Raw genomic sequence first — 26763 nt, 5'->3', positions numbered from 1 at the left:
GAATTTATTTTTTGGCTAAAAGCACTTTCCAAGCCGAAAGCACATCACTGTCTAAAAGATATTTTTTGGCTTCCAAGTGCTGTTTTTCAAGGTCATCCGAGCTCAAAACAGCCTTTACTGCAAAATTTTGATTTACAAATATACTAACTTCCTCTTTAGTAGGCAAGGCTTCAATATTACCTAACATTCCTAAATCATTCCCGTCAAAAACCGAACTATTTTTAACAAAATCAGGTATAGCATCTACCCCAACTCCCAGAGTTGTAAGCGGTTTTGGCACTTCAAACAGTCCTTGATTGGATCTGGAATACCAATTAGCCCCCAGCCTGGAAACCAAGTCAATTTTATGCTGGTCGATGGCTCCATTCTCATTTAGAACCGCTTCATTGATATGCATACGAATCACTTCACAAATAATTAAATTCCCTGCACCACCTTCTGTTCCCAAAGGAATTATCTGGGTCACCTTGCACTCAAACTGTACAGGCGATTCTTTTACCCGATATGGTTTTACAATATCTGAAGGAACCGGAGTAAATCCAGCTTTTAAAAACTCGTCAACACCTTCGGCATATTCTGTACTGGCCAAGGAAGTTTGCTGCACCATATCGTAATTTACCACGTTGATTACGACTTCTAAAGTGGCTTCTACATTTATCAAGGTGTGTTTGACCGTATTATCCCTTACGCGTCTTGCGGGTGAAAAAATAAGCACTGGCGGATTGGCACTGAATACATTAAAAAAACTAAAAGGAGACAAATTGGGAATGCCATTTTTCCCTATAGTACTAGCAAAAGCAATAGGCCGAGGCCCAACTGAGCTTTGTAAATACCCTTGCAGCTTTACGGTGTCAATGCTTTTTGGATCAATGCTAATCATAAAATTTTTATTTGGACAAAAATAACAAAATAGCAGTTAGATTATCGATAATTCAACAATTATATTATGAAATGAGCATGTCCTTAAATTGGTAACAAACACCAATGAAGATATGCGAATTATGTATGACCGATAAGAAAACAATGAATATCTCCATATAAAAACAAATACCCTAAACCTTATAGAAGTGGCATCTCCCGATTTAGAAAAACAAGTTTTTTTGCCATAGTTTTTGTTAATCCGGAATATAATGGACAGCGGGAAATCGGAGATTCAACGAAGTTAAGTAGCTCCAAAAGCAATTACAATTTGGATATTTGAAACAATGATTTTTTGTACCAACACAATCCGACGGCTATTATTTCGTTATATTTATACCACAAATTTACTTTTATGAATTTTTCTGAAAACAGCAATCCCATACGTTGGATCATTATTTTTATTTCACTTTTGATAATTACGATTATTCTTTGGAATACATATACTTTTTTTCAAATATTCAAAAATGAAGAGCGAATAAAAATGAATCTTTGGGCTACAGCCGAGAAAACATTAATTAATGCCCAAGAAAATACCGAAGTGGATTTACCGCTACAGATTTTCAACAACAATACCACAATTCCACTCATATTGACTGAGAATGACAGTATTATTAACTCCGTAAATATTGATGAGGAAATCATAAAAAACAAAAAAAGAGCTATTGAATATTTGGACGAACTAAAAAGCGAAAATGAGCCTATCAAAATCATCTATGCGCCTGGAAAATCACAGGAATTATATTATGGTAATTCTTCCTTGATAGGTAAACTAAAATATTACCCAATCGCTTTGTCACTAATTATCGTTTTGTGCGGCATTCTTATTTACAATTTTTACCTCAGCCACAAAATGTCTACCCAAAACAAATTGTGGGCTGGAATGGCCAAAGAAACAGCTCACCAAATAGGAACACCTCTTTCTTCATTAATCGGTTGGTTGGAAATTTTAAAAATGGAGAATATTGATGAATCCATAACTCTTGAAATCGAAAAAGATATCGAACGTTTACTGACTATTACCGATCGCTTTTCTAAAATTGGTTCAGAGCCCAAATTAGAATTAAAAGATGTAGTCGAAGAAACCAAACAATCTTATAATTATTTAATTTCTCGCTTTTCTGACCAAATTGAATTCTCCTTCAAGGCACCTTCCAAGCCCATAAACATTTTATTAAATCCTACTTTACACAGTTGGACTATAGAAAATCTAGTCAAAAATTCCATTGACGCCATGAAAGGAAGGGGGAAATTGGCAATGGAAATAGAAGAAGACAATCATCATGTAAAAATAAACGTAACCGATACCGGCAGCGGCATTCCAAAAAAAGAGTTTCACCGCATATTCGAAACCGGTTTTACCACCAAAAAAAGAGGATGGGGACTTGGACTTTCTTTAACCAAAAGAATTGTCGAGGAATACCACAAGGGCACGATCAAAGTATTAAACTCTGAGATTGGAAAAGGAACAACGATGCAAATTGTCTTAAGAAAAACGTAAATTTTATTTAACCGGAATTCCGAAAAAAGTCACTTTGGTAAACATTCCTTTTCTGCCCGATTTGCTTTTGCTTAAATAATCGTTCCCGAATTTTTCTTGCACTTCGATTTGCTTAAGAACATCAATTATAGAATTCTTTAATGATTTTACACTTGCCGTATTGCTGTCATTATAAGCACCAATCTTATAAATACGGCTTTGACAATCTATTATTTTTTGTTTTGGAGATTCAATCATAGCCTTAATTGCTTCATCTGGCAAAACTGGTTTGAATCTATTATTACGATAATAAATAAAATCATTAAACATTGTGATTGCTTGATTATAATCGTCACTAATTGCCTGCATCTTATCCATTGCTTCATTATTCTGAATAGCATCTACCTCACTCTTTTTTGAAAAAACAAACTCTTGAATCAATTTGTTTTTGACTCCATTTTTCTCCATTCGGATTAAAGAAGTTTTTGCTTTATCCAAATCCGACATATTATCAAACTCCCCTATTTGAGCAACGAAATCAAAATTCGGTTTGGCTTTATTCAACAGGGTTTTCCCCTCAATAAATTCTTGATTTGTCACTGGGTAATTTAAAAACTGCCATAAATAATCAAAAGGCATATGTGATGCGATAAATTGACTTGGAGCAACCTTATAATTGAGATTGTTTATTTTCTTAAAAAACTTCTTTTTATCAACATAACCCGCTCCCCAAGTGGGATCAAAAAGCCACCAAACATTGTCAATTCTAGCGGCACACCAAGCATGTGCCAGTATATCTACTTTCCCATTTTGCTTGGTATATCCGAAAACAAGATAGGATTTGACTCCCACTTTTTTGGCAATATCATTAAAGACCTCAGCATAATGGATACAAACTCCTTTTTTGGTAAGTACTGCGTTTTTTATTTTATCTTGTGAAATCTCTTTGTAATCAATGGATTCTATGTTCTCAATATCATACCTTATGTTTGAGGCCGTCCAATAGAAAGCAGCTCTTACTTTATCATTTTCAGATTTGAAATTTGCATTGATATATTCTGCAATTCCAACAGTTGTGTTACTCAAATTATAAGGGATCTTGTCCATTTTAGCATCAACCACATCATAAATCCCTTTGGTTTGGCCTAAACTGACAACAGTAAACATCAAAAATAAAAATATGTATTTCATAACTATCCCTTTTTTAGGCATAAAAAAACACGAACCTTTTAAAATTACTCCTTAAAAGATTCGTGTTACTAGCCTATATTGTTTTACAAATTTGCTTGAATACTTTTTGCCAAAGATTCAAACTCTTCCTTTGTTAAGCTTACTTTGTGTCTAAATGTCATTTCGCCCATTTCATTCAAAGGAATTAAATGAACATGCGCATGAGGCACTTCAAGTCCCACAACAGCCACGCCTATTCTTTTGCAAGGAACTGTTTTCTCTAAAGCAATGGCCACTTTTTTGGAGAAAGCCATTAATCCAAGATATAAATCGTCTTCAATATCAAAAAACTTGTCTACTTCTTTCTTAGGAATACAAAGTGTATGTCCTTTTGCATTTGGATTTACATCCAGAAAAGCCAAGAAATTTTCATCCTCTGCTACTTTGTAACAAGGTATTTCTCCGTCAATTATTCTTTTAAAAATAGTACTCATTATCGATTGGTTTATTTTTTATTTGATTAACCAAATAAACGATTCAACAGTTAAAAAATTACTCTCTTGAAATTTCAAGAATTTCAAATTTCAAAACACCATTAGGTACCGTAATTTCGGCTACTTCACCTACTTTTTTACCTAATAAACCTTTCCCGATAGGAGAAGTAACCGATATTTTACCAGTTTTTAAATCGGCTTCACTTTCGGCAACCAATGTGTATTTCATTTCCATTCCATTGGTTTGGTTTTTGATTTTCACAATCGATAAAACCAACACTTTAGAAAGATCCAAATGCGTTTCATCAATTAATCTTGCGTTAGAATGCACCTCTTCCAACTTGGCAATTCTCATTTCCAGCATTCCTTGGGCCTCTTTGGCTGCATCATATTCTGCATTCTCAGATAAATCGCCTTTATCCCTTGCTTCTGCTATATCCTGAGATGCCTTTGGGCGCATCACGCTTTTTAAATAATCTAATTCTTCTCTTAATTTTTTTAATCCTTCCGCTGTGTAATAAGATATTGCGCTCATAATTTCGTCATTTATATAAAATAGAAAAAATCCCATCAGGACGGGATTTCTTTCCACAAAGATAGTATATTTTTGTTTTTAGTTTACAATTATATGTTAATCATAACAAATTCAAAGTTAAATAATTTAAATTTGTTTCGCTAATAGTTTACACTTAATTTTTGACATGAAAAAATACTTCCTTATAATTATTATCTCGCTTTTTTTCTTGGGATGCAGCAATAACGAAAACTCCAACAAAAACCCATATATACCCAATTATTCTTTCTCAGTAGACTTGAATCTGAACTTTCCTCTTTATTCAAACTTAAAGTACGTTAGTAATCCCATTTATTATGCTGATGCGGGTGCTAGAGGTATAATTGTCATCTATACAGGAAGTGGCTACAATGCTTTTGATGCTGCTTGCCCTAATCAAGAATTAAGTTCTTGCTCAACAATGACTATCAATGGGATCAATGCCGTTTGTTCTTGTGATAAAAAAGAATACAATCTTTTCACCGGTCAAGCAACTACAGCAGCGACTTACCCAATGAAACAATACCGCGTACAAGTAATAAATGAAACGCTTATTCGTATTTACAATTAAGTCCTTTCGGGCGTGTCACCATAAAGAAAAGGGAGCTACTCATCGTACTGGTGAGTCGCTCCCTTTTCGTTATGGTGTCAGGCTGTCCGCGTTACTTTGGTAACTTGCTTCCATCCTTCACGCATGACCAAGATATTATTTCCTAAAACTTCAAACTCAGTCCTACCAAGAAATTAATTCCCGCTTGAGGATAATAGCCTGCGCCCTCAATTGTTGTTATTGCTGGTGGATTACTGTAGTCATCATCATAAGTATAGAAATACCCATTGCTCACATACTTCAAATCAAAAATATTGTTGACCAAAGCTGAAACCAAAATAGACTTGAAAATACTTTTTGGTCTAAATTCATAAGACACATTCAAGTCATTGACAAAATAACTGTCCAATTTTGACCCTTCCGAATCGATGTTAGCCATATACTGTTCCCCAACAAACTTGGAATACAATGATATCTGAAAATCTTCAACAGGTGTAAATCCTAAACGATTTCCAGCAACTACATCTGGAGAATAAGCAATATTGGTGTTTCCTAAATTTTGCAAAACGCCGTCTCTTGTAAAATAAAAATCTTTGTTTTTATTTTGACTCAAAGTCACATTCGGCTGCAACACCCATTTTTCTGAAAGCTGAAAAGTAGCATCTACTTCCAATCCAAGTCTGTAACTATCTCCGCTATTGGCTCTTATTGGCGCACCAACATTGTCTATCTCTCCGGTCAATACCAATTGATCTTTGTATCCCATATAATACGTGTTGGCATTCAGTTTAACTTTATCCGAAAGATAACGCCATCCTAATTCAAAATCATTTAGTCTTTCCGGTTTTGGACTTCCATTTTCATAATCGGTTCTGTTTGGCTCACGGTTGGCCCTTGCATATGAAAAATACAAACTATTCATTTTGCTTAATTCATAGGTAATACCAGCTTTTGGATTAAAGAAATTAAAATTATCATCCACCAAACCGGTTTCTGGTGAATTCGCTTTATAGGTAACGTTTCGCAATTGCAAATCGCCGAACAAACTCCATTTATCAGCTATTTGATAATTGGCTTTTGCAAAAATATTGCCATCCGTTTTCGATGCAAAATCATCATAGTAATGATCTCCCAACTCGGTTTGTGAAGCATATCTTGCCCAAATCACTTCCCCAAAATGATCTCCTTCATATTTATTCCATCCGCCACCTAAAATAACATCCCAATCATCTTCTTTGTAATTGGCAGAGAAAGTAGTTCCATAAAAATCATTGTCCAACCATTTTTGACGTACAAGATCAGTTGTATTTACAGTTGGCGCGGCAGGAATTGGTGCTAAACCATAATCAGCAAAATCTTGGTCTTCCTTATATTCCTCATAGTATCCTTTTCCTTTAGTATAATGAAATGCTAAATTGGTACTCCAATTTTCAGAAATTCTTTCATTCCAATGCAGTTGATAGTGATCTTGTTGGTAATTATCCGTTTGATTGTTATAAAAACGAATGTTACCAAACTCATCTGTAAACATTCCGGCCGCATTGAAAGTTCGGTCACTTTCCAAAGTAGCTGCATCCACACCAAACCAAGATTGATACGTTTTTTCGGTTCCGCCAAAAGCCAGCGCTTTGATTAAAGTTGTTTTCCCTACATAAGTCCCTTGAAGAAAATATGATTTCAAATCAGAGCTCGCTCGATCAACATATCCATCTGATTTTAAAACTGACAAACGTCCTGCAATTTCAAAATGGTCATTCATCAAACCTGTGCTGAATTTTACGGTATTTTTAAACGTATTAAAACTTCCATAAGAACTAGAAATTTCACCAGAGGCCTTATCCGAATAGGAATCCGTCAACATATTCAAACTCGCACCAAAAGCGGCAGCTCCATTTGTAGAAGTTCCTACTCCACGTTGCAATTGCAAACTCTGAACCGACGAAGCAAAATCAGGCATATTTACCCAAAACGTCCCTTGACTTTCAGAGTCATTGTAGGGAATTCCGTTGATTGTTACATTTACACGGGTAGCATCACTTCCTCGCACACGAATTCCGGTATAGCCCAAGCCATTCCCAGCATCTGAAGTAGTCACAACAGAAGGCAGGTAATTCATCAAAATAGGAATGTCCTGGCCTAAATTTCTCGTCTTGATGTCTTTTTTGTCCAAATCACTGAATGTAACGGGCGTTTTCGTAGTAACACGAATAGCCGAAACCAATACTTCATCAAGTTGATTAACCTTTGTAGTATCTTTTATCTGAGAAAAAGAAACAATAGAAAATAGAGAAAAGAAAACAGAAAATAGAAAACGTTTTGAAAATTGAGTCGTTTTCAGATTGGCTACTTTAAGCCTAAATAAATTTTTCATCCGTAAAAAAATTACGAATAAAAGGGGGAATTATTCTTTTGTTTAAATTAATAAATGATTGTTCTACGACAAATAGATAGTGTAAACACTATTTTTTGTCGTTTTTTCCCTTGGCAGCATTACCCGCCCAGGTTCTTTGGGTATGATCTCAGCTCGTTATTTGGAGCACCCCTTTGAGACAGCGCAAAATTAATTATAAATTGTGAATTATGAATTATGAATGAGAAGAAATTTAAAAATCAGGTTTCCTTCTATTTTGTTTCGTTTGAGATAAATTCTTTTTATCCTTAATTCTTTTACGGATTGCCGATTTTGGTATTTTGGTGGGCTTACGTTCTTTGGGAACATACAATCCTTTTTTTATGATATCCAAAAACCGTTTGGTGACAATTTCTTTATTTTTTATCTGACTCCTATCTTCATCGCAATTCAAGATTAACAATAAATCTCCAGTTAGTCTGTTTTGCAAGTTGGTTTCTAACAAAAGCTTCTCTTCTTCAGAGAGCCCTTGAGAATTAGACAAATCAAAAGTCAGTACCACTTTGGACGAAACTTTATTCACATTTTGTCCACCGGCACCACTGCTTCTTACAGCCTTATATTTTATCTCTGAAAGGATAGTTTGAATTTCCACTTTATATCGCTTGATGAGCTGGTTTTAATAAATCATTCACCGTTTTTACAGGACTGAAAGTAAATAAAGGAACTTCTACAAAAACGGTAAGCCAATTGGCCATTGCTCCATTCCACAAACCAGGTAGTTCGTAGGCTTTTAAATCCGTTCCAGCATTATTTTTATGCACTATAAAACCACTGTTTGGATCGATAAATTCTTTTAAATTAAATTTCTCGTTTTGATAATTCTTCAATCCGCAAACCAAATCCACTGGATTAAAATGAGTTGCATTTGCCAGAATTTTCAATTGTGAAGCGTTATTCAAATCAATCTGTGAAGTTTCTACAATTTGCAATGCTAACTTCCCATCTGTTCCCCTTACCCAAAATGGGCCTCCACCAGGCTCTCCCTCATTTTTCACCATTCCACAAACCCTGATAGGTTTGTCTAGCGTTTCTTTTAATTTACTGATTTGGTTCTTTAATTTGAATTTATGAAAATCATCATTAAACTCAATATTCAACTGCTCCCTCAGAAATACTAAAATTTCACCAATTTTTTCCGAAGTGATTTCATTACTGTCCAATGCTGTTAAATAACCAAAAATTTGATGCTGCAGCTCTATTAAAACACCCGCCAAGGCTTTCTTATAAAAAGAAATCTGTACAATATTATTTTGGCAGACATTGTCTATGTTTTTGATAAAAACGACATCGGCATCAATTGCATTTAGATTCTCAATCAAAGCGCCGTGTCCTCCAGGCCTAAAAACAAGCCCCCCTTTTTCATTACGAAAAGGCTTATTCTCTTTATCTACAGCAACAGTATCAGTTTCTTTCTTTTGATACGAAAAACTAACCTCAATGGCTGAATTTGATTTAGACTCAATTTCCCCTTTTATTTTTTCAATAATTTCTTCAAATTCAGTTTGATGATTTTCGGAAACCGTCAAATGCAAACTGGATCGATTATCTGAAGTAGCATAAAAAGCACATTCATACAAGTGTTCTTCGATAGGAGAAGCTATATGATTTTCATATTTATGAAACGGAAGAACTCCTTTTGGTTTGTTGGCAAAGTCGAAATGTTCCGGTGACAAAAGGGTCTTTATGAAATAATAATTTTTAAAGTCACGTCCCAAAGCATTAAAATCTGGATACATTTCCTTTAACTTTTGATCTACAGCTTCAAAAAATGGAAATTTATCCATCCCAATAATAAAAAGAGCCAATTCAGTATCCTTTTTTCTATTGATGTAGGCATTAATACTTTCGTTTCCAAAATCAAATTCATTCAAAAAAGCACTCAAAAACTTAAACATTCTAGTTGCGGCTCCTGAAGCCGGAACAAATTTCTTCAATTTTAATTTTGATTTATTAACATCAAAATAATCAGCTTTTCGTTCAAAATCATCATCTGACAATTTCAGGATTCCATTATTTAAAGTTGCTGGATTCACCAAAACGCATTTTTGAATTCCTTTCTTAAAAATATCAAATTGCGTTTTTATGTTATCCAAAGGAATACCATGCTCGTAAATTTGCAAAAAATCAAAAGAAGTAAGGCCCATCTTTAAAGCCATCGTCAAATCTTCTATTATTGCAACCGCCTTTTTTAAGCGAATTTCTTTATCACCGGAAATAGTAATAAATGGCTTTTTATTATCAATCAACGACTCTTTGAATGCTTCAAAAATAGTTTCCCTTCCTTCTGGACTGTCTCTCAAACCGTCGTCTTCCCATGGCACATCAATATCTGTCAAGAAAAACAAATCGTATTGATGGGCACGTGCCGCTTTGTCCAATAATGAATCGCAAAAATTATAATACAATTCAGAAAACACTTTGGTTACCATTAAATTAGTATCACAAAAAAGATATTTATTTGCAATTAAAGCGCTTTCATTTTCCAATTTCGTCTGACCATACGCAATAGGCAACATATCATCAATATCACAAATACCGCGACCGCTATCTAATTTTTCCTGCAGATAATCGCGTGCGAATTCGGGAACCCAAACCGTTTTATAATATTCGGCGAGTTGTGTTGCCAAAGTAGTTTTCCCAGTAGATTCTGGGCCAAAAATGGCAATTTTTATAATTGGCGAAGCTCCAGATTTTGAGAGCTGTTCAAGATTTTCTTCCATTCTAAGTAGCCATAAACGGCAATAATTGTAAATACTATATATTGAAAACTGGTAAAAGTATATCCTTTTGCAAAATAAAGCGGTATCGAAAGCAAATCACCAACAATCCAAAAAATCCAATTTTCAATTTTCCTTTTGGCCATCAACCACATTCCAACAAAGAATATTGCGGTCAACAACGTATCCACATACGAATACCAACTTGTAAATTTATCAAAATAAAGATATACTATAATCACAAAAATGAGGGTTAATATAAAAATAACAACCGACATTACTTTTTCTTTATTAGTTGTCACCGATACCGGGAATTCATCGACATCCCCTTTTTTACGTGTCCAATGATACCATCCATAAATACTCATTATGAAATAATACACATTAATCATGGAATCTCCCAACAAACTCCATTGCCAAAGCAAATAAGCATATATCGACGTACTGACTAATCCTGTTGGAAAAACCCAAATATTATCTTTTTTGGCGCACCAAACACTCCAAAGCCCAAAAAAAACTGCAACCAATTCCAAGTACACTTCGTGAAGTGGATAACCTTTGTATTGGGCAAAAAAATAGTCAAACATTTGGAATTATTTTGTTAGAGACGTTACACTGTAATGTCTTTACTTGTTTTGATTAAAAAATTCGGCATCATTTTCAAAAGCTGTTCCTATTACAACCAAATCTGCACCTGCTTCGTAGGCTTTTTGAATACCTTGCAAATCTATTATTCCGCCACCAACAATTAGAGGAATTTCAATATTATTTGATACTTTTCTTATCATTTCAAAAGGAACGGCTTTTTTGGCACCGCTTCCCGCTTCAAGATAAATGAGTTTGTGCCCCAACATTTCGCCTGCTTGAGCGGTGTGCATCGCATAATCACAATTATTCCTGTCCAACGGCTTTGTATTACTCACTCTTGCCACCGCTGTTTCACTGCCACTTTCGATTAACATATAACCTGTCGGAATAATTTCAAGTTGGGTCTTCTTCAAAATTGGGACTGCATCTACTTGATGATCTATCAAATAATCCGAATTTCGGCCTGATATTAAAGATAGAAACAAAATAGCATCGGCATTTGCAGAAATTTGGGATGGATTTCCCGGAAAAAGAACAATTGGCAGACTTATTTTTTCTTTTAGACGAATAATTAATTCATCCAGAATATTATTTTGAACATGGCTTCCGCCAATAAAAATGTGTGTTGCCGGTGATTGATTGATTTTTTCGATTAAATACCCCAAATTTTCCCAAACAATTTTATCAGGATCCAAAAGAATAGCAAGTAATTTTCGTTTTTCAGTTTTGGCCTGAATTATGGCATTATAAATATTGGTCATAGGCAATTAAACTGAGATTCACAAAGAGGAAGCAAAGCTACGCAAAGATTTAAAATTATTTCTTATTATTCTAAAGCGTAAACAAGCGTGAAATTTTGTTCCAAACCATTTTTATCATAAGATCCAAATTCTTCAAAGCAAATATTAAAATCTCTTATTATACCATCAAAATGAAGTTCAGTTTTAGTATGCTTATTGCTCATTTCAAAAACGTTGACTTTAATATGATCTTTGAAACTAATTCCCTTTTCGTTTCTGATTTTAAAAACAGCTTCTTTGGAGCCCCAAATCACAGTCAGTTTCCTGATGTATTCTGTTTTTTCTTCTGGGTTTAAAAAAGAAAACTCAGTTTCGGCGAATTTATCGGCAATGCGGATGATTTTTTCCCGTTGCAGTTCGATATCGATTCCAACGACTTCATCACTTAAAATAATGGCCGAAAATTGATGCGAATGCGTAATCGAAATATGTTTTCCGTCATTCAAATGTGGCTTCCCAAATTCATCATAATACAAATCAAAATCCGTGTAGCCTACTTCCTTAAAAAGTTTACGAACACTCAAGAAAGCGCGCTGGTGTATTTCGGATTTCATTCCGTTTAGCCGATTCAAGCTGTTTTCATTGAGAACCACTGCCTCAAAAAGCTCCTGGTAGGATTCAGTTATTTCCCAAACTAAGATTTTAGTTGATGAATTTAGGACTATTGTTTTGTATAAAGGCATTCTTGAATTATGAATTGTGAATTGATAAACTCCGTGTATAATTTAGCCCCGATAGAAGTGAAAATCCTTTTTGTCTCGTTTTTTTCGAGACAAAAAGATTGTAGCGAATAGCGGGATTAGCTCCAAAAAAAATTATTTATCTAATGTTCAAAAGATTAAGACATTAAACAAATCACAAATCTCGCATAAATTAGTTTATTTCTAAACTTATTGCCTAAATTTGCAAAAAATTTTACAATACAAATATACTATAAATGAGTACAACGACTATGCCTTTTGTGGCTTTCAAAGTAAAAGACATTTCTCTGGCAGCCTGGGGAAGAAAAGAAATTGAACTAGCTGAAGCTGAAATGCCAGGATTAATGGCGCTTCGTGCAGAATATAAAGACGAACAACCTTTGAAAGGTGCTCGTATTGCCGGATGTTTGCACATGACGATTCAAACTGCTGTTTTGATCGAAACATTGATTGCTCTTGGTGCTGAAGTGACTTGGAGTTCTTGTAACATTTTCTCTACTCAAGATCAAGCTGCTGCGGCCATTGCTGCTGCGGGAATTCAAGTTTATGCTTGGAAAGGTCTTGACGAAGAATCTTTTGACTGGTGTATCGAGCAAACATTATTCTTTGGTGAAGACAGAAAACCATTGAACATGATTCTTGATGATGGTGGAGATTTGACAAACATGGTTATTGACCGTTACCCTGAATTGGTTGCTGGAATCAAAGGATTATCTGAAGAAACAACAACTGGTGTTCACAGATTGTACGAAAGAGTAAAAGCGGGAACATTGCCTATGCCGGCTATCAATGTAAATGACTCAGTTACTAAATCTAAATTTGACAACAAATACGGATGTAAAGAATCTGCTGTTGATGCAGTTCGTCGTGCAACCGATATCATGTTAGCTGGAAAAAGAGTAATCGTTTGTGGATACGGAGACGTAGGAAAAGGAACTGCAGCTTCTTTTAGAGGTGCTGGCTCTATCGTAACTGTTACTGAAATCGATCCAATTTGTGCTTTACAAGCTGCAATGGACGGTTTTGAAGTTAAAAAATTAGATACCGTTGTTGCTAATGCTGATATCATCATTACTACAACTGGAAATAAAGATATCGTTTTGGGTTCTCATTTCGAAAAAATGAAAGACAAGACTATTGTTTGTAACATCGGACACTTTGATAACGAAATTGATATGGCTTGGTTAAACAAAAACCACGGTGCTTCAAAAATCGAAATCAAACCACAAGTTGACAAATACACTATCGCTGGAAAAGATATCATCATTTTGGCTGAAGGTCGTTTAGTAAACCTTGGTTGTGCTACAGGTCATCCAAGTTTTGTAATGAGTAACTCATTTACAAACCAAACTCTGGCTCAAATCGAATTGTGGAAAAACAGCGCTGCGTACAACAATGAAGTTTATATGTTGCCAAAACATTTAGATGAAAAAGTTGCAATGTTACACTTGGCTAAATTAGGTGTTGAATTGGAAACATTACGTGACGATCAAGCTGCTTACATTGGAGTTGAAGTTCAAGGTCCATTCAAACCGGAATATTACAGATACTAAATAATTGTAAATTTTTAGATTTACGATTTTAGATTATTTCAAAACCCTTACAGAGATGTGAGGGTTTTTTGTTTAATAGCTGTATCAAAACAAATAAAATCTAACCATCTGATTTTTAACAACTACCACTTTTTTTCAATAACTTTACGTATTAAACTTGATGCAATTTTTAATTATTTTGCTATGGACGATATTGGACAAAAACCAAAATTTCTTCGTGCAGGAAAAGATGATTTTTTCAAAAAATTAGCCAAAGAAGTGCATGAAACCGTACTAAAGAATAAAAAATTACAATACAAAAACATCGCAAAAGCACTGGGATTACTATTTCTTTTTTTTATATCCTACTCGTGCATTTTAGCATTTGGAAATAATACCGTCCTATTATTTTCAATGTATATCATTATGGGATTTACAATGATACTCATTTTCGTAAACTCATTTCATGACGCCAGTCACGGAGCTCTTTTTCCAACCAAAAAACAAAATCGAACTTTCTGCTATGTAATAGATTTTTTTGGAACTAATAGCGAGATCTGGATTCAACGCCATTTGCTATTACATCATCCCTATCCCAATATTCAAAACTGGGATTGCGATATCAAACAAACTGATGTTATACATATTTTTCCCAATAGTCCTTTGTACAAATTCCACAAATATCAGCACATTTACATATGGCTCTTATATCCATTTTACACTCTAATTTGGCTATACATTAGAGATTTTAAAGATTTTTTCGGATCCAAAAACAACTATTTAAAGCGAGTGTACACCATTCCTCCCGTGGAATACATAAAACTTTTTGTTTCCAAAGCTTTCAATCTATTTCATATGCTGATTATTCCTTACTGGATCCTAGAACAAAGTTTCGGAACTATCTTTCTTGCTTGGATTGTCATGCATCTGACCTCAAGTTTATTTGGAGTTGTAGCATTAGTATCTACCCATGCAGATGAATCAGCTCATTTTCCATTACCTCCTTTGGACGGCAAAATGGAAGTTACCTGGATCGAGCATCAACTTATGGTTACCAAAGATTTTAATGCTGGTGATCCAGTATTTGATTTTCTCTATGGCGGATTTACACATCATGTTGCACATCATTTATTCCCTACAATTGGTCATACATACTATCCAAAAATAACACCAATTATACGTAAATATGCCAAAGAAAATCAACTTCCATATACCTGTAGGCCTGTCTTAAAAGCTATAAGATCTCATTATTTATTATTGAAAAACTCCAGCAAAACCGATTCTATTTTTGATACATCTGAATTGTAAAACTCCAAGAAAGTGAATCGAACGATATCATTCTAAAAGACTTAAGTTGGCAAAAAAAATTAAATATTAAATTTAATTTTTCTTTTTTATATTTCAAAAACATAATTTTCAATATCTTAGTATCTATAATTGGATGTAAAAAACATTTCATGTCCTCAATTTTCAACACAAAACGAAACACTTTGAAAAAAAAAATCTCTCTCTTCCTTTTATTTATTTTTTTAATAGTTAGTCAAAGTATTTTTTCTCAAGAAAAAAAACCAAAGGTAGTTTTAGTATTAAGTGGCGGAGGCGCCAAAGGAATTGCACACATTCCACTGTTACAAGCGCTAGATTCTCTACACATTGTTCCAGACCTTATTGTAGGAAACAGTATGGGAAGTGTTATCGGAGGTTTATATGCAATGGGATATTCTGGTGATAGCATAGCAAGCATAACCCAAAACATTGATTGGGACAAATTACTCGGCGGAAGTTTGTCGTTAAGAAATGTAAGCGTGGAAGAAAAAAGCGAATTTCAAAGATATTTGGCAGGAATAGGCATAAAAGACGGAAAACCAACTAGCGTCAGCTCTTTATTAAACGATCAAAATTTAAGAGAATACCTTTCTGAACTGACTTTTCCAGTTTATAATGTCAAAGATTTTGACAACCTTCCCATTCCATTTAGAGCAATGGCTACAGATGTGGTACATGGAAAAGAAATTGTCTTAAGCAAAGGAAGTTTGGCTTTTGCAATGAGGGCGAGCATGTCATTACCCGCAGTCTTTAAACCTATGTCATATGAAGAAACTCTCTTAGTCGATGGTGGCGTAATGAATAATTTTCCAACTGATATTGCCAAACAAATGGGAGCTGATATTATAATTGGCAGCGATGTTGGTGGAGGAATGGAACCTATAGACAAATTAAACAATTTGGTAACTGTACTAATGCAAACCAGCATGTTCCCCAGTAACATCAAAGATCCAGAGAATAGAAAACTCTGTGACATCTTGGTAGACCACATGCCCAACTTAAGGTTTTCCACGGCAGATTTTAATAAAAGTAACGAAATCTACAAAGACGGTAAAATTGCCACAAAACTCAACTTAGACGCTTTGTCTGCATTAGCCAATAAATTAAAGGGATATAAACAACGCACACATGAACTTCCGAAAGTCGCCAATGAATTTTTAATTGACTCCATTGTTTACAAAAACATCAGCAAAGAAAATATCCCCTTGGTAAGTGCCCGAACAAATATAAAGCCACATGCAAAATATACCACCAAAGATTTGATTAAAGGAATCAATAGAGCAATGGGAACGAATCTTTTTAACCAAATTACCTATAGCTATTTCGTGTATGATAAAGATAGATTAGGACTAATATTAAACGGTTTTGAATATTCAAAAAACCTGGTGAACGCTTCCTTGCATTACGATACCTATAGAGGTGTTGGATTGATTCTTAATTATACTGCCCGAAATATTCTCGCTAAATCTTCTCGCCTTGTAGTTACTGCCGATATTGCAGAGCAACCGAGAGCGCGAATCGATTTTCAGAAAAATTTTGGAAAAAACAAAAACTGGTGGTGGGGATCTGAGCTATATGGGGCATTCTTAAAACAAGAACTTTTTATAGATGGGAAATCAGCCGATAATATGCTATACAATGCTTTCGAATTCAACAATGAGGTGAACCGGAATTTAAATTCCCTAAAAAGCTATGCCGGACTTGGTTTAAAATACATTTACACTGAAGTAAAACCAAAAAACGATCCCAATTTAAATCCTAATATAATATCTCTTAACAATTATAATTTTGAAAATGCAGAAGTAAGTGCATACTATTCATACAATGACATGGACAAAGTTTTCTTTGCCACAGAAGGAACAATTTTAAAAGCAAACATTAGTCGCTCACTATTAAGCAACACAAATATTAACTTTACTGATGTGAATTTAATTGATTTTTCAGGCTCCACAAACGGATTCACTAAATTAGGATTCGCATTTGAGAAAAGAGTACAACTTAAAAAGAAAATCACAGCAATGATCGGATTTGATGCCCATTTTATTTTTCAAGACAAACTTAAAGACAATCAAGTCTCTTTTTCTGATTATGGCTATGCCGCGAAATATTTCTTGGGAGGCATTCTGCCAAGTCCGGGAAGTAATCGATTTACATTCCCAGGCCTGCATGAGGATGAAATAAATACCACTCAGTTTATGGGCGTTAAAATCGGAGCACAAATAAACCCAACGGGTAAAATCTATTTAACTCCCCATTTTAATATTGCTACTGTTGGCTTTGACAATTTCAACGAATATATTGGCGATGTATTTAATCCAAAAGGAAATTGGGATAATGGTAAAGAAACCAGTCTTTTGCTTTCTGGTGGAGCAGCCCTTTCATATCAATCTATTTTGGGACCGATTCACTTTGATACTTCATGGATTAATAATATAGGCAAAGTGAGGGTGTTTTTTAGTGTTGGATTTTCCTTTAATCCTTCAAATTAAAAAATGTTTATATTAGACGTAACTGCTTTTATATTGATTTCAACAAGCAATCTTCCCTTAAAGAAAGATATCCAATCGTTTCTCAAACAAAAAACCCGTTTCTTTCGAAACGGGTTTTGCAATAATATTTAATTCTTATGATTATGCTTCGAATGGAAGTATAGAAACATAAGATTTATTATCTCTTTTCTTTTGGAACTGAACAACTCCATCTACTCTTGCGTGTAGGGTGTGATCTTTACTGATGTAAACGTTTTCACCTGGATTGTGTTTTGAACCTCTTTGTCTTACGATGATGTTCCCTGCGATAGCAGCTTGTCCACCAAAAATCTTAACGCCTAAACGTTTTGATTCTGATTCTCTACCATTCTTGGAACTACCGACACCTTTCTTGTGAGCCATGACGTATTAGTTTATTTTGTTATTATTCTTGTGTATCTTCTTTTTTAGCTTTTGGAGCTTTTTTTACTTTAGGAGCTACTGCTTCTTCCGTAGTTGCTTCAACTGCTACTTTTTTAGAAGCTGCTTTTTTAGGAGCTCCCCCAACAGTAATACCTTCAATTACAATTTGAGAAAGATATTGTCTGTGACCATTTCTTTTTTTGTATCCTTTTCTTCTTTTCTTTTTGAAAACGATAACTTTATCTCCTTTTAAGTGTTGTAACACTTTAGCTTCTACTGAAGCACCTTCTATAGCTGGGGCGCCTATTGTGATTGAACCGTTATCGTCTACCAAATAAACTTTATCAAAAGAAACTTTTGATCCTTCTTCATTTGCCAAACGGTGAACGTAAACCTTTAGGTCTTTGCTTACTTTAAACTGTTGCCCTGCTATCTCTACGATTGCATACATACTGAATTGTTTTAATAATTTTTAAGGTTGCAAATATACAATTAAATATTTACCCTGCAATCCTTTACTGAAAAAATATTTCATAGCATTTTCGACACCTATTGTATCCTATTTTTGAATCAGTTACCAATGTAAAGCAAAATAACGTTAATATATTCCTAATGCCGAATTTACCTACTTTCTACAGGATAAAAAAAGGTATTTTTGCTATCACAAACAATTACCCTTAAAAATAAATAATGATGTCGAGTACCGTATTAACGTTAGGAGGAGTTGCTTCAGCTCAAAAAGTAGTTTTCGAGGAATACGATTTAGATAACGGCTTACATGTTATTTTGCATCATGATGATTCCGCCCCTGTCGTGATTACCTCCGTAATGTATCATGTAGGTGCCAAAGATGAAAATCCAGACCGAACCGGTTTCGCACACTTTTTCGAACACTTATTATTTGAAGGAACCAAAAATATCAAGAGAGGTGAATGGTTTAAAATTGTAACTTCAAACGGAGGAACAAATAACGCTAACACTACCGACGACAGAACCTACTATTACGAAATATTTCCATCAAACAATTTAGAATTGGGACTTTGGATGGAATCCGAAAGATTAATGCATCCTATAATCAACAAAATTGGGGTTGATACCCAAAACGAAGTCGTAAAAGAAGAAAAAAGAACCAGCTACGACAACAGACCTTACGGAAACATCCTTGCGGCAGTAAAAGAAAACATGTTCAAAAATCATCCTTACCGATGGACAACCATCGGCTCTATGGAACATATAGATGCTGCAACACTAGAAGAGTTCCAATCATTCAACAAAAAATTCTATTTACCGAATAATGCTGTTTTGGTAGTGGCTGGTGATTTTGAAAAAAAACAAGCAAAAGAATGGATTCAAAAATATTTTGGACCGATCCCTAAAGGAAAAGTTCTTCCAAAAAAAACTTTTTTAGAAGATCCAATCACACAGACTATAAAAGCCACTTACGAAGATCCAAACATTCAAATCCCGATGTTGGTTGCAAGTTACCGCACTCCATCCATGAAAAGCAGAGATGCTCGAGTATTGGACCTAATTTCATCTTATTTAAGTGATGGCAAAAGTTCTAAATTATACAAAAAAGTGGTAGACGATAAAAAGATGGCACTACAAATCGGAGCTGTTGGCTTTAGCCAAGAAGATTATGGCATGTACATAATATATGGATTACCGATGACCAACTTCACCACCACAGACTTACTTAAAGAAATTGACCAAGAAATTGTAAAAATCCAAACGGATTTGATTTCTGAAAAAGATTATGAAAAATTACAAAACAAATTTGACAACACCTTCGTAAATACTAATGCAACCATAGAAGGAATCGCCAATAATTTAGCATCATATTACCTACTTTACAAAGATATTAACCTAATCAACACAGAAATCGAACTGTATCATTCTATCACACGAGAAGAAATTAGAGCGGTTGCCAATAAATACCTAAATCCAAATCAACGCTTACTTTTGGATTACATACCGGCAAAACCAATTAATTAAAGGAGCCGATATCATAAAAAAAACAAGTACAATATTCATCCTTTCATTAGTAACAGGAATTATGCAAGCAAAAGATCGCACGCAACCCAAACCCGGAAAATCACCTATAATCAATATCAAAAAACCGCAAACCTTTGTTTTGGCCAACGGCATGAAAGTATTGGTAGTAGAAAACCATAAATTACCCAGAGTAACCTTCAACCTAAGCTTAGACAACGCTCCCTTTCTTGAAGGCGATAAAAAAGGAGTCGATGAATTAACCAGCAACTTAATTGGCAACGGTAGCAAAAAAACATCAAAATCTGCTTTCAATGAGGAAATCGATTTTTGGGGAGTTGATATCAATTTCAGTTCCCATGGAGCTACAGCAAATTCACTTTCTAAATACAGCGGAAGAATCCTTGAATTAATGGCAGAAGGTGTCTTACACCCAAATTTCACACAAGAGGATTTTGACAAAGAAAAGGCCAAATTAATCGAAGGGATGAAAGCCGAAGAAAAAAGTGTTCCCGCAATTGCCAGCCGCGTTGTAGATGTTTTGGCTTTCGGAAAAAACCATCATTCCGGTGAATTTATGACCGAAGAAACCTTAAATAACATAACTCTAGCCGATGTAGAAACAAATTACAAAACCTATTTCGTTCCCGAAAATGCCTATTTAGTAATTGTTGGTGATGTTAAATACGATAGTGTAAAAATAGTTGTAGAAAAATTATTTGGTAATTGGGAGAAAAAAAGCATTCCAAAAACACCATATAACATCCCAGTAAACGCATCAAATCTACAAATCAACTTAATAGATGTACCCAATGCCGTCCAGTCCGAAATTACATTGGTGAACACCGTAAATTTAAAAATGGGAGATTCTGATTTTTTTCCTGCCGTAATTGCCAATCAAATTCTGGGAGGAGATTTCAACAGTTATTTAAATATGAATTTACGCGAAGAACACGCTTGGACTTATGGCGCAAGATCAAGCATTGGCGCAAGCAAATACGCTTCCAAGTTTTTCGCTAAATCTGCAGTAAGAAATGCCGTCACACATAGCGCAGTAGTAGAATTCATCAAAGAAATAAAACGAATTCGTACCGACAAAGTTACCGAAGAAGCACTTGCAACTGTTAAAGCTGGCTACATTGGAAGATTTGTAATGCAGGTAGAAAAGCCCCAAGCTGTTGCTCGATACGCTTTAAACATAGAGACAGAAAAACTCCCAGCCGATTTTTACGAGAAATACATACAAACTATCAACGCTGTAACGGTCGATGATGTACTGCGTGTAGCCAACAAATATTTCTTAATAGATAATATGCGAATTGTGATTGCAGGCAAAGGATCTGAGATTGCTCCAAGATTGGAAAAACTAAAAATCCCGATGTCCTATTTTGACAAATATGGAAACCCTTTAGAAGGACCGATTTTAAACAAAGAAATCCCACCAGGGATCACTGCCAAAAATGTACTTGAACATTACATCAAAGCAATTGGAGGCAAAAAAGCAGTTGAAGCAATAAAATCAATTGCAATGACTGGATCAGCATCTATTCCGCAAGCTCCATCACCTTTAACGTATACTTCAAAAATTGACATTAAGGGAAATTCTTTAGTAGAAATTTCAATGGAAGGCATAAGTATGATGAAACAGGTTATCACTCCAAAAGGAGCTTACGTTATTGAACAAGGACAACGGAAAGATTTCGAAGGAGATGAGCTGGCCGAAATGCAAGCATCAGCAACTCCTTTTGAAGAAATTCTTTTATTAAAGAAAACTGAGTCGACAATCGAACGAATTGAAACCATCAATGGAAGCGACACATATGCCATCCAAAATGGAAAAAACACCTATTTTTATGACACCAAAACAGGACTAAAACTAGCGGAATCTAAAATAATTGATCAGGATAAAGAAACAATTATTGCCACTACTAACTTCAACAATTATAAAGAAGTAAAAAACGTAAAAATCCCTTTTAACATCATCCAAAATATAGGCATTGAACTGGATATTAAAATATCTGAAATCAAAATCAACGAAGATGTAAACGATATCGATTTTCAATAATTTAAAAAATTTCCAACCCAAAAGACTTTCTTAATCGGCAGTCTTTTTTTAGAATAAGGCACAAAAAAACCGCCAATCTGACGAAAGGCGGTTTTTTGTTTTTATTCCTTAATAACATTTCCCTTTTTATCGTAAAAATGATATTCTAAATACGTGTAAGCGTCACGTGGTATGATTTTTACCCATTTTTTGTGTTCAAAAAACCATCTTGAACGCAATGATGGAAAACCTTTACTGAGGTATGCAGCCACAAATGGATGTACATTAAGCACAACTTTATTATGGGTTTTTAAAATTCTTTCTAGATCAGAAGCAATTCTGTCAATGATTAAAATTGGCGCTTCTATTTCGCCATGTTCATTATTGGGGTCTTCTTCTCTAGTCTTGATATTAACTTCTGGTCTTACGCGTTGTCTGGTAATTTGGACTAGCCCAAATTTACTCGGTGGCAAGATCTTATGTTTCGCTTTATCATCGCTCATTTCTTCTCTCAAGAAGTCGAACAAGACTTTACGATTTTCTGGATTAGACATATCGATAAAATCAACTACTATGATTCCGCCCATATCACGAAGACGTAATTGTCTCGCTATTTCGGCGGCTGCAATCATATTGACTTCCATAGCTGTGTCCTCTTGGTTGGTAGCTTTATTTGAACGGTTTCCACTATTTACGTCAATAACGTGTAAAGCTTCTGTGTGTTCTATAATAAGGTAAGCCCCTTTACTCATGGAAACAGTTTTCCCAAATGAAGTCTTGATTTGTCTCTCTATATTGTATTTCTCAAAAATCGGTGTGTCTTTGGACTGATAGAACTTAACAATTGATTGTTTGGATGGTGCAATTTCCTGCAGGTAATCCTTTGTTTGGTTGTACAACTCTTCATCATCAATCTGAATACTACTAAAAGTATCATTAAATACATCTCTTAATATTGAAGAAGCCCTGTTGAGTTCTCCTAATACTTTGGAGGGATGATGAGCAGTTGGTAATTTTTTACACATTGCAGTCCATCTGCTAAGCAGGTTCTGCAAATCTTTTTCTAATTCTACTGTGCTTTTGCCTTCGGCTACTGTGCGAACAATAACGCCAAATCCTTTTGGTTTGACTGATTGTACAAGGCGTTTCAAACGTTCCTTTTCTTTTTTGTCTTCTATTTTTTGTGAAATAGAAACTCGGTCAGAAAACGGAACCAAAACAATAAATCTTCCGGCTAGGGAAAGCTCTGCGCTTATCCTTGGCCCTTTGGTCGATATTGGTTCTTTGACAACTTGTACCAAAACAGATTGATTGGCACTGATTACATCTGTAATTGTACCATTCTTGTCTATCTCTTTTTCAAACTGAAAGTTTTTTAGGGAGAAATCTTTTATTTTACCTGCGCTTACAAGTTTTATGAATTTCAGCTGGGAAGCTAAGTTAGGACCTAAATCATGATAATGTAAAAAGGCATCTTTTTCGAAGCCTACGTTTACAAAAGCAGCATTAAGTCCAGCAACTGGTTTTCTTATTTTGGCAATAAAAATATCACCTACTTGAAAGTTGCTTTTCTCTTCTTCCTTGTGTAATTCAATTAGTTTTCCATCTTTTAATAAGGCAAAATCTACGAAATCAGAACTAGATCGAATGATTAATTCTTTATTCATTTGTAAATTTTTATCCAAACTTTTAGTTAAAGTTTAAAAGTTTAAAGTTTAAAGTTTAAAAATACTCATAACTCATAACTCATAACTCACAACTGAATTGTAAGGATGGATTAAACAATAATTTAACAGGTATTGTACCCGGGAGGGATTTTTTAGAATGCAGATTTAAGATTTTAGATTGCAGTTTTAAACTGCCGCCTGATAACTGAATTCTGCGTACTGTTTTCCCAAATTTCAATGAACTTAAAAAAGAAAAAAGTAGTTTAAAACTACTTTTTCTTTTTGTGACGGTTAGCTCTCGCTCTTTTTTTACGTTTGTGCGTCGCTACCTTATGTCTCTTTCTTTTTTTACCACTTGGCATATCTAATAGATTTTATGATTAATTAATAGTGTTATTTTGCTTCGTTGTTCACTTTTACACCTTCAACAAAAACTTTCGCAGGTTTGAATGCAGGAATGTTGTGTGCTGGAATTTTGATAGTGGTATTTTTGGAAATATTTCTTCCAGTTTTTTCAGCTCTTGTTTTAACGATAAAACTACCGAAACCTCTTAGGTAAACATTGTCACCAGTTTCAAGTGAGTTTTTTACTTCGTTCATAAAAGTCTCTACGGTTGCTTGCACATCCCCTTTTTCAAGACCTAATTTTTCTGAAATCTTCGCTACGATATCTGCTTTCGTCATTTTCTTTCCTTTTTATTATGTTGTAATAATTTTTTTGAGTTTGCAAATATATGAATTTAAAAAACAATAAATCAACCTAATTCGTTAAATTTTAATTACATAAACAATTACTTTTGTTTTCAAATTTTTTATAATGAAATTTCATAACACATTAATTAAGTGGTACTTACAAAACAAGCGCGATTTACCATGGCGAAAAACAACCAATCCTTACCCGATTTGGCTCTCCGAAATCATGCTTCAACAAACAAGAGTGGCTCAAGGAACACCTTATTTTCTATCATTTACTGCGGCTTTTCCGACTGTATTTGATTTGGCAAATGCCAATGAAGAACAAGTCCTAAAACTTTGGCAAGGATTAGGGTATTATTCCCGTGCCCGAAATCTGCACAAGACCGCCCAAACTGTCGCTTTTGAAATGAACGGCATCTTTCCGGACAATTATGCCGACTTGTTAAAACTTAAAGGAATTGGCGAATATACCGCTGCCGCAATTGCGTCCTTCTCCTATAATGAATGTGTTCCAGTGGTTGACGGAAATGTGTTCCGGGTTCTTTCACGTTATTTTGACCTGGAAACCGACATTGCGCAGCCTTCTGCAAAAAAAGAGTTCGCTGCATTGGCTTTCGAACTAATGCCAAAAGATAATCCGGCTCAATTCAATCAGGCGATAATGGAATTTGGCGCCCTGCAATGCATCCCAAAAAGTCCAAATTGTTTTGAATGTGTCTTTAATAACAGCTGTGCCGCTCTACAAAAAAAGAAAGTGGACCAGTTACCAGTAAAGTCCAAGAAGACCAAAGTCCGAAACCGCTACTTTAATTATATAGTAGCCGTCGATGATTTGGAAAACACAATCATCCAGAAACGCACAGCCAAAGGGATTTGGCATAATCTATATGAGTTCCCTTTGATCGAAACCGACAAAGTCGAAGATTTCGAAACCATGGCTCAGCAAATCAATCAGCAATTTTTCCAAGAAAACAAAATCGAGAGTCTATTAGAATTCAATGAAGAAAGCATTATTCACAAACTCTCGCACCAACACTTGCATATCAAGTTTTGGAAAGCAAATTTAAAAGGCACAATCGAAAACGGAATCGACCTCGAAACAGCCAAAACATTTCCGTTCCCAATAGTGATTCATAATTTTATAGAGGAGAAACTATAAAATCATTTATTTCGTCAGTTCGCTAAGGCTCGTGTGGGGTAACCCTATAAAACAACGGGGCCTACTTTTAGGAACGTGTATTCGGCCCCATTGTTTTATAGCGTCGGGCTATACGCGCTACTTCGGTAGCTAGCTGCTATCCCTTACCCAAGCCGTAAAACGAGATGTTTAGTCGAATAATGTTAAATATACATTAAACCGTTTTGACTGTTAAGTAGGATATTTCTATCTTTCAAACATGAAAAAAATCTTCACTTTGAAAAAAATTATTCTTTTACTAAGTCTGCATTGCGGATTACTAACATTTGCACAAACAAATTCCGAAACAATTAAGAAAAATCAAGAAGCCATAATAGAGGAATTCGTTACCAATTGTGCCGAAAAATACAGTTATAATTCTCAAATGTTTGAGTGGCAACAATGTCTTGACGCGGGAATAAAAAAAGACAGTACAATCTCCTATTTATGGCAACAAAAAGCAATGCCGTATTTTAAAGCTAGGAAATACGAAATTGGAATGGTTTATTTAGACAAAGCGGTACAATTAAATCCGGAAAAACATCAGTCATATAGGGCTTTTATCAAATGTATTTTTGCTAAAACGTATAAGGAGTCCATTTCAGATTTTGAGGATTGCATCAAGAAATTCGGGAATAGCTATGTGATGGATCATACCTACAATTTTTATATTGGCTTGTGTTATTTGCAACTCAATGAATATGCTAAAGCAGAGAAACTTTTTGGAGAATACAATGATGATATTTTTAAAAACCGACAAGGATTAGAACATCCTACCGCTTTGTTTTATTATGGAGTTTCAAAATATGAACTAAAAAAATGGGAAGAAGCAATTGTTGTTTTTGATAAAGCGCTAAAATTGTATCCCAATTTATCGGATGCTAAATACTATAAAGCGATTTGCTTAGCTCGATTGAATAAAAAAGAAGAAGCCAAAAAGATATTAGAAGAAGCAAAACAAGACGGAAAATCAGGTTATACTATTAATGAGGATAATGTAATTTATGAAACCTATCCTTATCAAGTACGATGGAAGTCGTAAAACAATGTTAAG

The 26763-nt window shown here is 34.7% G+C and carries 23 protein-coding genes; 9 read left to right on the top strand and 14 right to left on the bottom strand.

Annotated features, from left to right (window positions below; all coding sequences use genetic code 11):
* Window positions 1–4 precede the first annotated feature (4 nt).
* Window positions 5–880 carry a flavin reductase family protein gene (locus DOS84_RS08510; RefSeq protein WP_111409693.1) on the bottom strand — a complete coding sequence of 292 codons (876 nt, stop codon included), beginning with the start codon at window positions 878–880 and terminating at the stop codon, window positions 5–7.
* A gap of 393 nt (window positions 881–1273) precedes the next feature.
* Between DOS84_RS08510 and DOS84_RS08505 the strand changes: the two genes are divergently transcribed.
* Window positions 1274–2419: a sensor histidine kinase gene (locus DOS84_RS08505; RefSeq protein WP_111409692.1), complete on the top strand. Its 1146-nt coding sequence runs from the start codon at window positions 1274–1276 to the stop codon at window positions 2417–2419.
* Between the two features lie 3 nt (window positions 2420–2422).
* Here the strand turns inward: DOS84_RS08505 and DOS84_RS08500 are convergent, their stop codons facing one another.
* From DOS84_RS08500 to greA, 3 genes are all read right to left on the bottom strand, one after another.
* On the bottom strand, window positions 2423–3589 hold the full coding sequence (locus tag DOS84_RS08500; protein ID WP_165830413.1) for a transglutaminase domain-containing protein: 1167 nt from the start codon (window positions 3587–3589) through the stop codon (window positions 2423–2425).
* Between the two features lie 83 nt (window positions 3590–3672).
* The gene (locus DOS84_RS08495) at window positions 3673–4062 is read right to left on the bottom strand and encodes an HIT family protein (RefSeq protein WP_111409690.1); all 390 of its coding nucleotides are present in this window, start codon (window positions 4060–4062) and stop codon (window positions 3673–3675) included.
* A gap of 58 nt (window positions 4063–4120) precedes the next feature.
* Entirely contained in the window at window positions 4121–4597 is a 477-nt protein-coding gene (gene greA / locus DOS84_RS08490) for a transcription elongation factor GreA (protein WP_077371536.1), read from the bottom strand.
* A gap of 166 nt (window positions 4598–4763) precedes the next feature.
* Between greA and DOS84_RS08485 the strand changes: the two genes are divergently transcribed.
* Complete coding sequence (locus DOS84_RS08485; protein ID WP_111409689.1) at window positions 4764–5186, top strand: Rieske (2Fe-2S) protein; 423 nt, start codon at window positions 4764–4766, stop codon at window positions 5184–5186.
* Between the two features lie 142 nt (window positions 5187–5328).
* Here DOS84_RS08485 and DOS84_RS08480 read toward each other — a convergent pair whose 3' ends face one another.
* The 6 genes from DOS84_RS08480 to DOS84_RS08455 all read right to left on the bottom strand — a co-directional run bounded on the left by DOS84_RS08480 (window position 5329) and on the right by DOS84_RS08455 (window position 12366).
* Complete coding sequence (locus tag DOS84_RS08480) at window positions 5329–7536, bottom strand: TonB-dependent receptor (protein WP_111409688.1); 2208 nt, start codon at window positions 7534–7536, stop codon at window positions 5329–5331.
* Window positions 7537–7768: 232 nt separating this feature from the next.
* Entirely contained in the window at window positions 7769–8170 is a 402-nt protein-coding gene (gene arfB, locus DOS84_RS08475; protein ID WP_111409687.1) for an alternative ribosome rescue aminoacyl-tRNA hydrolase ArfB, read from the bottom strand.
* Window position 8171: 1 nt separating this feature from the next.
* Window positions 8172–10298: a DUF4301 family protein gene (locus DOS84_RS08470; RefSeq protein WP_111409686.1), complete on the bottom strand. Its 2127-nt coding sequence runs from the start codon at window positions 10296–10298 to the stop codon at window positions 8172–8174.
* The gene (gene pnuC / locus DOS84_RS08465) at window positions 10247–10882 is read right to left on the bottom strand and encodes a nicotinamide riboside transporter PnuC (RefSeq protein ID WP_111409685.1); all 636 of its coding nucleotides are present in this window, start codon (window positions 10880–10882) and stop codon (window positions 10247–10249) included. The genes DOS84_RS08470 and pnuC overlap by 52 nt, the downstream gene beginning before the upstream one ends.
* Before the next feature lie 39 nt (window positions 10883–10921).
* A complete protein-coding gene (locus tag DOS84_RS08460) occupies window positions 10922–11644 on the bottom strand; it encodes a phosphoglycerol geranylgeranyltransferase (protein WP_111409684.1) in 723 nt (240 codons plus the stop codon).
* A 65-nt stretch (window positions 11645–11709) separates the two neighbouring features.
* Window positions 11710–12366, bottom strand: coding sequence for a 4'-phosphopantetheinyl transferase family protein (locus DOS84_RS08455; RefSeq protein ID WP_111409683.1), 657 nt, complete (start codon window positions 12364–12366; stop codon window positions 11710–11712).
* 254 nt (window positions 12367–12620) lie between these two features.
* Between DOS84_RS08455 and ahcY the strand changes: the two genes are divergently transcribed.
* The 3 genes from ahcY (at window position 12621) to DOS84_RS08440 (ending at window position 17731) form a co-directional block, all read left to right on the top strand.
* The gene (gene ahcY / locus DOS84_RS08450; RefSeq protein ID WP_111409682.1) at window positions 12621–13937 is read left to right on the top strand and encodes an adenosylhomocysteinase; all 1317 of its coding nucleotides are present in this window, start codon (window positions 12621–12623) and stop codon (window positions 13935–13937) included.
* Between the two features lie 183 nt (window positions 13938–14120).
* Window positions 14121–15224 (top strand): fatty acid desaturase family protein, encoded by a 1104-nt coding sequence (locus DOS84_RS08445; protein WP_111409681.1) that lies wholly within the window; start codon window positions 14121–14123, stop codon window positions 15222–15224.
* Window positions 15225–15406: 182 nt separating this feature from the next.
* Window positions 15407–17731: a patatin-like phospholipase family protein gene (locus DOS84_RS08440; protein ID WP_243636337.1), complete on the top strand. Its 2325-nt coding sequence runs from the start codon at window positions 15407–15409 to the stop codon at window positions 17729–17731.
* Window positions 17732–17872: 141 nt separating this feature from the next.
* Here the strand turns inward: DOS84_RS08440 and rpmA are convergent, their stop codons facing one another.
* Window positions 17873–18133, bottom strand: coding sequence for a 50S ribosomal protein L27 (gene rpmA / locus DOS84_RS08435; RefSeq protein WP_111409679.1), 261 nt, complete (start codon window positions 18131–18133; stop codon window positions 17873–17875).
* A 22-nt stretch (window positions 18134–18155) separates the two neighbouring features.
* Complete coding sequence (gene rplU, locus DOS84_RS08430) at window positions 18156–18584, bottom strand: 50S ribosomal protein L21 (protein ID WP_111409678.1); 429 nt, start codon at window positions 18582–18584, stop codon at window positions 18156–18158.
* Between the two features lie 242 nt (window positions 18585–18826).
* Between rplU and DOS84_RS08425 the strand changes: the two genes are divergently transcribed.
* Both DOS84_RS08425 and DOS84_RS08420 read left to right on the top strand, forming a co-directional pair.
* Complete coding sequence (locus tag DOS84_RS08425; RefSeq protein WP_111409677.1) at window positions 18827–20128, top strand: M16 family metallopeptidase; 1302 nt, start codon at window positions 18827–18829, stop codon at window positions 20126–20128.
* Between the two features lie 61 nt (window positions 20129–20189).
* Complete coding sequence (locus DOS84_RS08420; RefSeq protein WP_111409676.1) at window positions 20190–22190, top strand: insulinase family protein; 2001 nt, start codon at window positions 20190–20192, stop codon at window positions 22188–22190.
* Between the two features lie 101 nt (window positions 22191–22291).
* Here DOS84_RS08420 and DOS84_RS08415 read toward each other — a convergent pair whose 3' ends face one another.
* Complete coding sequence (locus tag DOS84_RS08415; RefSeq protein WP_111409675.1) at window positions 22292–23836, bottom strand: Rne/Rng family ribonuclease; 1545 nt, start codon at window positions 23834–23836, stop codon at window positions 22292–22294.
* A 393-nt stretch (window positions 23837–24229) separates the two neighbouring features.
* Complete coding sequence (locus DOS84_RS08410) at window positions 24230–24520, bottom strand: HU family DNA-binding protein (RefSeq protein WP_035634379.1); 291 nt, start codon at window positions 24518–24520, stop codon at window positions 24230–24232.
* A gap of 133 nt (window positions 24521–24653) precedes the next feature.
* Between DOS84_RS08410 and mutY the strand changes: the two genes are divergently transcribed.
* Together mutY and DOS84_RS08400 are read left to right on the top strand one after the other, a co-directional pair.
* On the top strand, window positions 24654–25691 hold the full coding sequence (gene mutY / locus DOS84_RS08405; protein WP_111409674.1) for an A/G-specific adenine glycosylase: 1038 nt from the start codon (window positions 24654–24656) through the stop codon (window positions 25689–25691).
* A gap of 238 nt (window positions 25692–25929) precedes the next feature.
* Window positions 25930–26751, top strand: coding sequence for a tetratricopeptide repeat protein (locus DOS84_RS08400; protein WP_111409673.1), 822 nt, complete (start codon window positions 25930–25932; stop codon window positions 26749–26751).
* Window positions 26752–26763 lie beyond the last annotated feature (12 nt).

It is taken from the genome of Flavobacterium aquariorum (assembly GCF_003254745.1).
GTDB classification, from domain to species: Bacteria; Bacteroidota; Bacteroidia; order Flavobacteriales; family Flavobacteriaceae; genus Flavobacterium; species Flavobacterium aquariorum.
Note: the sequence above shows the minus strand (reverse complement) of the source record. Positions and strands in the feature narration are given on the sequence as shown.

Excerpts from the sequence above, each read along its gene's own strand:
- DOS84_RS08495 (WP_111409690.1), bottom strand. The coding sequence starts at position 4,062 with ATGAGTACTATTTTTAAAAGAATAATTGACGGAGAAATACCTTGTTAC.
- DOS84_RS08500 (WP_165830413.1), bottom strand. The coding sequence starts at position 3,589 with ATGAAATACATATTTTTATTTTTGATGTTTACTGTTGTCAGTTTAGGC.
- DOS84_RS08425 (WP_111409677.1), top strand. The coding sequence starts at position 18,827 with ATGTCGAGTACCGTATTAACGTTAGGAGGAGTTGCTTCAGCTCAAAAA.
- DOS84_RS08480 (WP_111409688.1), bottom strand. The coding sequence starts at position 7,536 with ATGAAAAATTTATTTAGGCTTAAAGTAGCCAATCTGAAAACGACTCAA.
- DOS84_RS08485 (WP_111409689.1), top strand. The coding sequence starts at position 4,764 with ATGAAAAAATACTTCCTTATAATTATTATCTCGCTTTTTTTCTTGGGA.
- pnuC (WP_111409685.1), bottom strand. The coding sequence starts at position 10,882 with ATGTTTGACTATTTTTTTGCCCAATACAAAGGTTATCCACTTCACGAA.
- DOS84_RS08410 (WP_035634379.1), bottom strand. The coding sequence starts at position 24,520 with ATGACGAAAGCAGATATCGTAGCGAAGATTTCAGAAAAATTAGGTCTT.
- greA (WP_077371536.1), bottom strand. The coding sequence starts at position 4,597 with ATGAGCGCAATATCTTATTACACAGCGGAAGGATTAAAAAAATTAAGA.
- DOS84_RS08455 (WP_111409683.1), bottom strand. The coding sequence starts at position 12,366 with ATGCCTTTATACAAAACAATAGTCCTAAATTCATCAACTAAAATCTTA.
- DOS84_RS08420 (WP_111409676.1), top strand. The coding sequence starts at position 20,190 with ATGCAAGCAAAAGATCGCACGCAACCCAAACCCGGAAAATCACCTATA.
- DOS84_RS08510 (WP_111409693.1), bottom strand. The coding sequence starts at position 880 with ATGATTAGCATTGATCCAAAAAGCATTGACACCGTAAAGCTGCAAGGG.
- mutY (WP_111409674.1), top strand. The coding sequence starts at position 24,654 with ATGAAATTTCATAACACATTAATTAAGTGGTACTTACAAAACAAGCGC.
- rplU (WP_111409678.1), bottom strand. The coding sequence starts at position 18,584 with ATGTATGCAATCGTAGAGATAGCAGGGCAACAGTTTAAAGTAAGCAAA.
- DOS84_RS08445 (WP_111409681.1), top strand. The coding sequence starts at position 14,121 with ATGGACGATATTGGACAAAAACCAAAATTTCTTCGTGCAGGAAAAGAT.
- DOS84_RS08400 (WP_111409673.1), top strand. The coding sequence starts at position 25,930 with ATGAAAAAAATCTTCACTTTGAAAAAAATTATTCTTTTACTAAGTCTG.
- rpmA (WP_111409679.1), bottom strand. The coding sequence starts at position 18,133 with ATGGCTCACAAGAAAGGTGTCGGTAGTTCCAAGAATGGTAGAGAATCA.
- DOS84_RS08460 (WP_111409684.1), bottom strand. The coding sequence starts at position 11,644 with ATGACCAATATTTATAATGCCATAATTCAGGCCAAAACTGAAAAACGA.
- DOS84_RS08470 (WP_111409686.1), bottom strand. The coding sequence starts at position 10,298 with ATGGAAGAAAATCTTGAACAGCTCTCAAAATCTGGAGCTTCGCCAATT.
- ahcY (WP_111409682.1), top strand. The coding sequence starts at position 12,621 with ATGAGTACAACGACTATGCCTTTTGTGGCTTTCAAAGTAAAAGACATT.
- DOS84_RS08505 (WP_111409692.1), top strand. The coding sequence starts at position 1,274 with ATGAATTTTTCTGAAAACAGCAATCCCATACGTTGGATCATTATTTTT.
- DOS84_RS08415 (WP_111409675.1), bottom strand. The coding sequence starts at position 23,836 with ATGAATAAAGAATTAATCATTCGATCTAGTTCTGATTTCGTAGATTTT.